The following is a 10444-nucleotide window of genomic DNA, read 5'->3' on the forward strand; positions in this document are numbered from 1 at the left end:
CATGATGGAGCGTAAACGACATATTACGATAAAAGGACATCGCAACGGTATTGCAATCCACTTCAATCCACGGAGTGGCATCGATGAGGTGCTCGGAGAGCTTGAGGCCACGTTACAAGAAATGGAGCCGCCCTCTGGGAAGATTGCACTCAAATTGCACGCGGGTACTCGTTACATCGACGAGGAGCTGTCACGTCAAATTCGTGAAGTCGTCGCTCGTCATGGCGTTTTTTATATCGAGGAGCTATCGAGCGAGGTCATGTTGACCGAAGAAGCGAAAGCGACCTACGGCAAAAAGACGTTCCACTACCATAGCGGGACGATTCGAAGCGGGCAAATGCTCGATTTCGATGGCTCGGTGCTCATTATCGGAGACATCAACCCGGGGTCCGAGGTTCGGGCAACGGGCAGCATATATTGTTTAGGGACGATACGAGGAAATGTGCGTGCCGGTGTCGAAGGATGGGAGGAAGCGGTCATCACCGCCAGTCTGCTCCATCCGAAGTTTTTAGCGATCGGTGAACATGTGCTCGCGTCGGACGACGACGAAGAGCTTCCGGAGATCGAGATGGGATGCGCGTATCAGACGAATCAGGGCATTGAAATGACGCGTCTTCGTCAAGTCATGACTGGGCTGAAAGACGCATATGCAATGGAATTACAGAGAGGGTGAGTTTGATGGAGCAAGTAGTAGAGCCTGTACATACAGCTAAAGAAGTGAAGAAAGGTCGGGCCATCGTCGTGACGTCGGGGAAAGGTGGCGTCGGGAAGACGACCACGACCGCGAACCTCGGGACGGGCCTCGCATTGTCTGGCCACTCGGTCTGTCTCGTCGATACGGATATCGGTCTACGGAACTTGGATATCATCTTAGGACTCGACAACCGGAGCATCTATAACCTCGTTGACGTCATCAACGGGCAGTGCAAGCTGCATCAGGCGCTCGTCCGTGACAAGCGGTTCGAAGAGATGTATCTCTTGCCTGCGGCCCAGTCGAAAGACAAGACGTCGGTCCAACCGGAGCAAGTGAAAGAGATCATCGACCAGTTGAAGACCGAATACGACTTCGTGTTGATCGACTGCCCGGCCGGTATCGAGCAAGGTTTCATGAACGCCATCGCCGGCGCCGACGAGGCTGTCGTCGTGACGACGCCTGAGAAGGCTGCCGTTCAAGACGCGGACCGCATCATCGGCATGCTCGAGCAAGCGGAACACGTCGCGGCACCGAAACTGATCGTCAACCGCGTCAAGAACCACCTCGTCGAATCAGGCGACATGCTCGACATCGATGACATCATGCGTATCTTGTCGATCGACTTGCTCGGCGTCGTAGTCGACGATGAAGAAGTCATCGCCGCTGCGAACCGCGGAGTGCCGGTCACGATGAACCCGGACAATAACGCCGGACAAGCGTACCGCAACATCACGCGCCGCATTCTCGGCGAGTCGGTGCCGCTCATGTCGATTCAAACCGAACAAAAACCGGTCGGCTTCTGGACGCGGCTCATGATGAAGTTTGGAATGAAAAAAGCCTAAGGCAACGAAAGTTGCCTTTTTGTGTCGAAAGGAGAGATACGTGTGCGATTGATCTATGAACGGACCCCGTCCATCGAACGGGCCATGCTCGTCGATGGGGAACGTCTCCTCGAGGTCGAGGAACGCTTCATCGACCAACTGTCGGTCGGGACGATTCTCGAGGCCGCAATCGAACGGATTCACCCGTCGCTCGGCGCCGCGTTTTTGACGACCGGCGAGACGACGTTCTTCCTGCCGATTGCCGAGACGCTCAAAGCGCTCGAGGCGTATCCGAACGTGCCAGGCATCGGCCAGGCGGCCGTCGTCGGTGACAAACGCCTCGTTCAAGTGACGAAAGAAGGCATCAACGGCAAACATCATAAAGTGACGGAGAACATCCGCTTCGGCGGACGCTACATCGTCTACTTCCCATACGGTCGGCGTAAGCTGTATAGCCGGAAGCTCGACCTCGTCACCCAGGACCGGTTATCGAAAGTGTTCGAGCTCGAAGAAGCGGAAGGTGTCTTGTTTCGGACGGAGTCAGGGCAAGCTAGCCCGGACGTCCTTCAAGAAGAACTTGCCTTGCTTCGGCGTCGCGCCGCGGACGTCGTGACGGCACGACGCGGGCAGGATGAGCTGCTGTGTGAACAGTTCGTGCGCCGCCATGCGGTCGAGTCGGTCATGTTGAACGACAAGGAAGCACAAGAGCGGTTATCACGGCTCGAGGTCAACGTCGAACGCCATGTCGGCAAAGGTCGGATGAAAGAAGCGGCCCGGCTCGACGGGGCGATTGAAAAGCTCGGACAGCGCGTCGTCTGGCTTGAAGGTGGTTCTTACGTCTTGGTCGAACAAGTTGAGACGATGACCGTCATCGACGTCAACAGCGGCAAGAACGTCGCCGTCAAGGACAAGGGACGGGCAGCCGACACAATCAACGAGGCCGCGCTCTACGCGGTCATGGAACAGCTCCGGCTGCGCAATATTGGCGGCATGGTCGTCATCGACTTCTTACGCGGGTCAAAAGACGGGCAGGCCCGGCTCTTGAAAAAGATGAAAGAGCTCGGTGCCCGTGATCCACGCCGCGTCGAAGTGTACGGTTTCACGCGTATGGGCTTGTTCGAGCTGTCTCGGGAACGCACGGGACGTTCGATTCAAGACCGGATGACGTACGACGGGAAGCCGTCGAAGCTCGCCGTCTTCTCTCGGATTGAACGTGCTTTGATGGAGCTCGCGCCGGAAGTCGAAGCGGTCGTCTTGACGCTCCCGGGCAAGTGGCACGACGCGTCGTGGGACGGTTTTGACTGCACGGTCCTCCTCGTCGAGGGAGAACCGGATGTGGCGTTCTACGGGACGCTCGAGGAATGTCAGAATTTCGTATCTCGTCATTGACAACGATGAAACGAGAGTGGTATTATCTATAACGTTAGTTCGTTTGGAAGCACCCAAATGGCTACAACCGCACAGAACGGGTTGAAACGGTTTCGCCCTGCCCTGGATGGCGAGTCTGAGTTTAATAAGGAGGTGCACGTATATGTACGCAATCATCAAAACTGGTGGTAAGCAAATCAAAGTTGAAGCAGGTCAAGAGATCTACATCGAAAAACTCGATGCTGATGTCGAGGGTACTGTAGAATTCGGTGAAGTTCTTTTCGTTGGTGGTGACGATGTTAAAGTCGGAGCTCCACTCGTAGAGGGCGCTAAAGTTGTCGGTACTGTGGTAAAACACGGCCGCGCTAAGAAGATCACTGTCTTCAAAATGAAAGCTAAGAAAAACTACCGTCGTAAGCAAGGTCACCGTCAGCCTTACACGAAAGTTCGCATCGAGAAAATCGAAGCGTAAGCTATGATTCGAGTAACGGTCAGACGAGACGAGACGAAGTCGATTCGTTCCGTCGAAGTGACAGGTCACGCCAACTTTGCTGAACCCGGTTCTGATTTGGTTTGTGCCGGCGTTTCTGCCATCATCTTTGGGGCATATAACGCTGTCGAGGTACTTGCCGGTCAGTCGCTTCTTGTAGAAATGGCAGACAAAACAGAGGGTGGCTACTTTTATGTCGAGACATATCCTGACGTATCACCGGAGGACATGACTCGCACCCAACTGTTATTAGAAGGGATGCTCGTGCAACTAGACACGATCGCCCATAGTTACGGTGATTATATCCAAATTGAACAATAGGAGGTGGACCTCATGTTACAATTGAACCTTCAGTTCTTCGCATCGAAAAAGGGAGTAGGATCGACTAAAAACGGTCGTGACTCGATTTCGAAACGCCTCGGCGCTAAACGCGCTGACGGACAGACTGTTTCAGCTGGATCGATTCTCTACCGTCAACGCGGTACGAAAATTCACCCAGGTGAAAACGTCGGCCGTGGTGGCGACGACACATTGTTTGCAAAAGTTGACGGCGTAGTACGCTTCGAGCGTCTTGGTCGCGACAAGAAACAAGTGAGCGTTTACCCAGTTGCGTAAGTAGAACCACGCAGAAGACTCTAGCCACTTATTTGGTTAGAGTCTTTTTTACTAGTTTTACCTAGGAGAGGATTGCATGAACTCACAGGCAGCACTGAAACTATTATCGACCGTCCGTCACGAATGGATGAATCGGCTTCAGATGATCTCCTTGTATGCGGCGCTCGAGCCTGAAAAACTCGAGGAGCTGTACGAGCGATATCGTCAGCACGCCGACGAGGAGAGTGCGCTCATTCGTTTGGATTTGCCGATGACGAGTCTCGTCATCATACAAGCGAATTGGGAAGGACGGTTGACCTACAAGGTATCGGCCGACCGTGTGTCGCTCGACGACGCGCGTGTGGCGGACAAACTTGTCCGTCTTCTGTCAGGAACGGATGGACCGATTCATGTGACGTTCACGGACGGACTGATGGTCCGCGTCTTCGGTCATGTGCCGGACGACGTGTTCACGTCAGACGAAGTGTACGAGCAGACAGTAGAATGTTCTACGTTCGTTATAAAGGAGGGGAATTAAATGTTTGTCGATCAGGTTAATATTTTTGTAAAAGCTGGAGACGGCGGTAAAGGGATGGTCGCGTTCCGCCGCGAGAAGTATGTTCCAGACGGTGGACCAGCAGGAGGAGACGGCGGTCACGGTGGTGACGTCGTATTCGAAGTAGAAGAAGGATTGCGCACGCTCGTAGATTTCCGCTTCTCGAAAAAGTTCATCGCCCATGACGGTGAAAAAGGGATGTCGAAAGGCATGCACGGACGAAAAGCGAAGCCGCTCGTCGTCAAAGTCCCACCAGGTACGATCGTATTTGATGCATCGACCGATACGGTCATCGCCGACCTTACCGAGCACGGCCAACGGGCCACAATCGCCAAAGGTGGCCGCGGTGGCCGCGGGAACTGTCGTTTTGCGACGCCAGCCAACCCGGCCCCAGAGATCGCCGAGAACGGGGAGCCAGGTCAAGAGCGCGAATTGCGTCTTGAGTTGAAATTGCTCGCTGACGTCGGTCTCGTCGGATTCCCGTCAGTCGGGAAATCGACGCTCTTGTCAGTCGTCTCGTCGGCACGCCCGAAAATCGGCGCGTACCACTTCACGACGATCACACCGAACCTCGGTGTCGTCAAGACGGCGGACGACCGTGACTTCGTCATGGCCGATCTTCCAGGACTCATCGAAGGGGCGAGCCAAGGCGTCGGTCTCGGTCACCAGTTCCTTCGTCACATCGAGCGGACGAAAGTTATCGTCCACATGATCGATATGAGCGGCATGGAAGGGCGCGACCCGTTCGAAGACTACACGACGATCAACCGCGAACTCGAGTCGTATAACTTACGCCTCCTCGAGCGTCCGCAAATCGTTGTCGCCAACAAGATGGACATGCCGGATGCGCCGGAATTATTGGAAGAGTTCCAAAAGAAAATCGGAGACGACGTCAAAGTCTTCCCGATCTCGGCACTCGCCAAAGAAGGACTCCGCAACCTGCTCATCGAAGTAGCTAATCTCGTGGACTCGACACCTGAGTTCCCACTCGAAGAGCTCGAAGAGAAGACGGCCACACCACGTGTCGTTTATCGTTACGAGAAGGAAGAGAAAGGGTATCAGATTCATGTCGATGAATACGAACGCTTCGTGATCACGGGGCCGCGCATCGAGAAGCTCTTCAAGATGACGAACTTCGATCACGACGAGTCGATCAAACGCTTCGCGCGTCAAATGCGTCAAATGGGCGTCGATGACGACCTTCGCAAGTTGGGTGCCGAAGACGGCAGCGTCGTCGCTATCTTGGATTTTGAATTCGAATTTGTCGAATAATCTTTTATTAATGAAATGGAGTGTGAAGTAAACGTGGACCCTGTGCCCTCGTCTAGTTTAATTCTTTATGCAGTTTTAGTTATGTTGTCAGCCTTTTTCTCTTCTGCCGAGACCGCGCTCTCGAGTGTGAACCGCGTCCGGATGATTCGTATGAGTGAAGACGGGGACAAGGGCGCCAAGCGCGTCCTCCACCTCGTCGACCGCTTCGATGACACGCTCTCGACGATCCTCGTCGGGAACAACATCGTCAACATCGGTGCCGCGACGGTGTCGACGGCCATCGCCACGAGTATTTACTCGGGTGGGGCCGGACTCGTCATCTCGACGTTCGCGACGACGATTGTCATCTTGATTTTCGGTGAGATTTTACCGAAGTCGCTCGCGAAAGAGTTCGCGGAGAAGTATTCGCTTCTCATCAGCGGCATTTTGTTGTTCCTCGTCAAAGTCTTGAAACCGGTGACGATGATCTTTACCGGGTTGAAGAAGTTGGTGCTCCGCATGATTGGGATGAACGACAAAGAGCCGTCCGTGACGGAAGAAGAGTTGAAAGTGCTCGTCGATATGGGAGAAGAAGAAGGGGTGCTCGGCGAGACCGAAGCGGAACTCGTGCATAGCGCCTTCGCCTTCAACGACATTACCGTCGACGATGTGTTGACGCCGCGGATCGATATCCTCGCCGTCAACATTGACGATACGCTTGAAGAGATCAAAGACACGATCTTTAGCGGTGGACATTCTCGTCTGCCGGTGTATAAAGACTCGATTGACAACGTCATCGGGGTGTTGTCAGAGCGTGATTTCCTTCGTTCGATGATGCGGGATGAAGTGACGGACGTCCGTTCGCTCATTCGTCCGCTCACGTACGTATCGCCGCAGACAAAATTGATTGAGCTGCTTCCTGTACTCCAGCAAAAACAATCGCACATGGCCGTCGTCCTCGACGAATTCGGCGGGACGGCCGGTCTGATCACACTCGAAGATATGCTCGAGGAGCTCGTCGGAGACATTTGGGACGAGCACGACGAATCGATCGTCTATTTGAGACGACTCCGTGACGGCGTCTACGAGTGTATGGCCGACATGGATGTCGATGAGTTCGCTGATGAGATGGGAATTAAAGAACCTGAAGTAGATGCCAACACGATGGGTGGTTGGATCGTCGAACTATTAGGAGACATTCCAGAGAAAGGTGCGCGTGTCACGTACGATGACATGACGTTCACCGTTCTCCACGTCGAAAAGCGTCGGATTCGCAAATTGCTCGTCGAGACGGGTCAATCCGAACCGGTCGAACAAGCGTAAACGAACTGAAGGAGGGGCCGCCAACTGGCGGTCCCTCCTTTTGTTTAGACGGTATGATGGCGCTCGACGCGTTCGAGTAGCTCGTAAGGGCGTACTTTATAGATGGCGTGCGGCATATACGTCGGGTCGATCGCATCAACGAGACGCATTTGGAAGTGCTCACGTTTGATGTAGTCGCCGACGTTCGACGCATCGACCTTGAAGAAGCCGACTTCTTGCGTCTCGCCTTCCTGCGGTTGCAGGTCGCCGGAGACGTAGCGGGCACGGAACGTGACGCAGAGCACGCGCGAGGAGACGTTTTGATAAATACCGGTGATGCCTTCGACTTCAATATCGACACCGGTCTCTTCTTTCACTTCACGATGCACGGCGTCGACAATCGATTCATGCTCCTCGACTTGTCCGCCCGGCATCTCATACGTGTCGCTCCGGTGCGTGTTTTTAACGAGCAACACTTCACCGGCCTCGTTCGTGACATAGGCGGTCACGGAGACGATCGTGCGCGGTGGCGTATAGTGACCGGTCGGCATCATGAACTCCTCACTCGATTTGATATATAAATCTTTGCCGAGACGGGCCCGCTTCTTCATCGCCTCGCGGCGCAAGCCGCTCGAACGGTAATCGCGTTCGACTTGCTCGTAGTGCTCGCGGTCGCGGTATTCCCACAGGGCCATGACCTCGCTCTTGTTTTCGGTCACCCAACGACCGACGAGCCGTGCGCCGTGCGATACCTGAATCGGATACAGGTATGTATGGAAAAATTCGGTGAATTCGTCTAAGCGTTCAGGACGGATGGTGTACGTTTTTCGACGATGGAACATGGTAATTCCTCCTTTGAAGGTGGCTGTCTCTATTCCGAGAAAAAAACGCTTTCCTCATAACTCTATATTCGTCATCACGATCCGTTTTCCCTCTATATCAAAAAAAGTCAGCTCGAGCGCATCTGCTCAGGCTGACTTTTTGAATAGGCGCGGATTCGCACGGATATAGCGGATGAGAAAGAACAGCCCGATGCCGATGCCGACGTACGGCAAGAACCCGTGTGTGACTTCACCGATGTGACGCCAATTGTCGCCGAGCATCATCCCGAGTTTGACGAAGATGAACGACCAAACGGCGAAGATGAGGACGGTCACCGTCAAAAACTTCCGGAACGATAACCGCATGACCCCGGCGCTGACGGCGAACAGTTGGCGCCAAATGACGCTCAGACAGACGATCCAAGCGCCGTACGTCTCGAACCAAGTCTCGGCCCGGCGTTGCTTCGCCTCGCTGATGCGGAACGACCGATAGAGGCGAAGGGCGACAGGGCGTCCTCCGTAGCGGCCAATCCCATATAAGACGATTTGACTGATGACGAACGCCGCCCAGGCGAGCAGGAAGACGAACAGGAACGAGGTGTCGAGAGATCCGGTCAGGTAGCCGCCGTAGGCGAGCACGAGCTCGTTCGGGATGAGTTGGATGAAGATGCCGAGCGGGACGCTAAAAACGCCACACCCGAGCAACAGTTGCTCGAGAAAGTGCCACATGACCGTTTCCCCCTTTCCAAATTTTGTACAGGATGCATTCCATCCATCAGTATAACGAACATGAGTCGAAAGCAAAAGAAAAGATGTCACGTATTTGTGACATCTTAGTCGAGCTCGGAGACGAGGACGCCGAGCCGTTCAAGTTCTGAGACGGCGGCATCGATGGCGTCTTCACTATCGGCCTCGAGCGTATGAATGTGGAGACCACCCGTCAAATGCGACAGCGGGGCGGCTTGGTTCGCCTCGACCCGTTCGAGGAAAGCACGGACGTCGCGACGGCTCTTCACCATCAATTGCCCCGTCAATGAACCGTAGACCGGATGGTCGATGATGACGTCGCGAATCGTGACGCCCTCGTCGACGATGGCGTTCATCTCCGCTTCCATGTCCTCGGCCTCGTGGCGACAGACGATTTTACGGGTATAGGCGGACGGTGACGCCTCACCTGGTAGATAGACGTACCCGCGGGCGGTCGCGACGATCTGATGGCCCTTCGCCTTCAAGAGCGACAAGTCTTGGACGACGACTTGTCGGCTGACGGCGACGCGGCGGGCGAGCTCGGAGCCTGTGATCGGCTCGGAACTCTGTTCAATCATTTCCAGTAACGTGCGCCGGCGTTCTTCACCGGCTAAGCGTTTGTTCATAAGATCCAACTCTCCTTGCTAAAGTGACGATGGCTTCGGCGAGTGCCGTCGTGGTCTCGATGGTCGTGTCTTCGCCGAAAGAAATGCGGACGAGTCCGTGACAGGCGCTCGTCTCATAGCCGAGCGACTCGAGCATCCGGTTCGGTCCGTTCTGGCCGGCCCGACAGGCCGACCCTGCCGACACTTGGAACCCGAGCCCGTCGAGTTCGGTCATCCACCATTGCCCGTCCCGCTGTTTCGAGACGAACGAGAAGATGGCGGGGCTCTGCTGGTCGAACTCGAGCCAATCCACGTAAGACGATGTCTTCTCTTTCAAGATAGCACGAAACGCCAAGAAATTTCTTTCATGACGTGTCCGTTGCTCGTGACGGTCGGTGAACGCTTTGACGAAAGCGCAGATGCCGGGCACGTCGATGGTGCCGGGACGGATGCCGTATTGATGGTGTCCCGGATAATAGGGCGGGGGCAACAGCCGTTCCATATAGAGGCCGCCGACGCCTTTCGGCCCCCCGACTTTATGGGCGCTGAACGAATAGGCGTCAATCCCGTCGACGGAGACCGGGATCTTGCCGAGCGCCTGGACGCCGTCGACGTGGAACAACACTTTCTTATATTTCAACTGGCAGAGGATGTTGTGGAGCGGGAGCGTCCATCCGGTGTCCGAGTTGACGTGTTGGAACGTGACGAGCCCGATATCCCGGTCGAGCAGATGCGTGAACGTCTCGTGGTCGAACCGTCCGCCCTTCAGCTTCAAGCGGTGGACGGTGAGCCCTTCGGCTTCCCACTCGTCAAGCAGAAGCGCGACCGAGTCGTGTTCTTGCCACGACGTGATGACTTCACTGCCTTTCATGCGCTTCCGGAGACTCGTGAGGGCGATATAGTTGCTCTCGGAGCCGCTTCCGGTGAAGAGGAGCTTGCCGCGGAGCATGTCGAGCCCGAGCGCCTGCTTCAACAGACGTCGGGATTCGGTCAAGTAATCTTCCGCCATATAGCCGTGCGTGTGGAGGGAAGACGGGTTACCGTATACGCTTCGTGCCATGGCCACGTAATGGTCGAGAGCGGATTTTGTCATCGGGTGCGTCGCCGCATAATCAAAGTAACGGTTCATCGTAAGTTCCCCTTTTCTCATGTTGTCTTCTTCACAAAATTATGCGAAACTAGTTTACAAGTCAAC

13 protein-coding genes and 1 other annotated feature are annotated in these 10444 nt (G+C 54.9%); of the genes, 9 read left to right on the top strand and 4 right to left on the bottom strand.

Features of this window, described 5'->3' with window-relative positions:
- Positions 1-4: 4 nt before the first annotated feature.
- The 9 genes from KNP74_RS05770 (at position 5) to KNP74_RS05810 (ending at position 7097) form a co-directional block, all read left to right on the top strand.
- The gene (locus KNP74_RS05770) at positions 5-673 is read left to right on the top strand and encodes a septum site-determining protein MinC (protein WP_240731247.1); all 669 of its coding nucleotides are present in this window, start codon (positions 5-7) and stop codon (positions 671-673) included.
- A 5-nt stretch (positions 674-678) separates the two neighbouring features.
- Positions 679-1536, top strand: coding sequence for a septum site-determining protein MinD (gene minD / locus KNP74_RS05775; RefSeq protein ID WP_051627738.1), 858 nt, complete (start codon positions 679-681; stop codon positions 1534-1536).
- 42 nt (positions 1537-1578) lie between these two features.
- Positions 1579-2904 (top strand): ribonuclease E/G, encoded by a 1326-nt coding sequence (locus tag KNP74_RS05780; protein ID WP_214763806.1) that lies wholly within the window; start codon positions 1579-1581, stop codon positions 2902-2904.
- A 55-nt stretch (positions 2905-2959) separates the two neighbouring features.
- Positions 2960-3031, top strand: a sequence feature (ribosomal protein L21 leader region).
- 15 nt (positions 3032-3046) lie between these two features.
- On the top strand, positions 3047-3355 hold the full coding sequence (rplU, locus tag KNP74_RS05785) for a 50S ribosomal protein L21 (protein ID WP_015881153.1): 309 nt from the start codon (positions 3047-3049) through the stop codon (positions 3353-3355).
- Positions 3356-3358: 3 nt separating this feature from the next.
- The gene (locus KNP74_RS05790) at positions 3359-3694 is read left to right on the top strand and encodes a ribosomal-processing cysteine protease Prp (protein ID WP_029595817.1); all 336 of its coding nucleotides are present in this window, start codon (positions 3359-3361) and stop codon (positions 3692-3694) included.
- A gap of 12 nt (positions 3695-3706) precedes the next feature.
- Positions 3707-3988: a 50S ribosomal protein L27 gene (gene rpmA, locus KNP74_RS05795; protein WP_016508537.1), complete on the top strand. Its 282-nt coding sequence runs from the start codon at positions 3707-3709 to the stop codon at positions 3986-3988.
- Between the two features lie 76 nt (positions 3989-4064).
- Positions 4065-4505, top strand: coding sequence for a Spo0B domain-containing protein (locus tag KNP74_RS05800; protein WP_034776867.1), 441 nt, complete (start codon positions 4065-4067; stop codon positions 4503-4505).
- Positions 4506-5795: a GTPase ObgE gene (gene obgE, locus KNP74_RS05805; protein ID WP_034776868.1), complete on the top strand. Its 1290-nt coding sequence runs from the start codon at positions 4506-4508 to the stop codon at positions 5793-5795.
- A gap of 15 nt (positions 5796-5810) precedes the next feature.
- Positions 5811-7097, top strand: a complete 1287-nt coding sequence (locus tag KNP74_RS05810; RefSeq protein WP_256441342.1) for a hemolysin family protein — start codon at positions 5811-5813, stop codon at positions 7095-7097.
- A 44-nt stretch (positions 7098-7141) separates the two neighbouring features.
- Here KNP74_RS05810 and KNP74_RS05815 read toward each other — a convergent pair whose 3' ends face one another.
- The 4 genes from KNP74_RS05815 to KNP74_RS05830 form a co-directional block, all read right to left on the bottom strand.
- Complete coding sequence (locus tag KNP74_RS05815; RefSeq protein WP_214763807.1) at positions 7142-7918, bottom strand: NUDIX domain-containing protein; 777 nt, start codon at positions 7916-7918, stop codon at positions 7142-7144.
- 126 nt (positions 7919-8044) lie between these two features.
- Positions 8045-8626 carry a DedA family protein gene (locus tag KNP74_RS05820; protein ID WP_138859737.1) on the bottom strand — a complete coding sequence of 194 codons (582 nt, stop codon included), beginning with the start codon at positions 8624-8626 and terminating at the stop codon, positions 8045-8047.
- Positions 8627-8730: 104 nt separating this feature from the next.
- Positions 8731-9270: a transcription repressor NadR gene (locus KNP74_RS05825; protein WP_034776872.1), complete on the bottom strand. Its 540-nt coding sequence runs from the start codon at positions 9268-9270 to the stop codon at positions 8731-8733.
- Positions 9248-10378, bottom strand: a complete 1131-nt coding sequence (locus KNP74_RS05830) for a cysteine desulfurase family protein (protein WP_251130107.1) — start codon at positions 10376-10378, stop codon at positions 9248-9250. The genes KNP74_RS05825 and KNP74_RS05830 overlap by 23 nt, the downstream gene beginning before the upstream one ends.
- Positions 10379-10444 lie beyond the last annotated feature (66 nt).

Origin of the sequence: Exiguobacterium sp. s141 (assembly GCF_018618085.1) — a bacterium.
GTDB classification, from domain to species: Bacteria; Bacillota; Bacilli; order Exiguobacteriales; family Exiguobacteriaceae; genus Exiguobacterium; species Exiguobacterium mexicanum_A.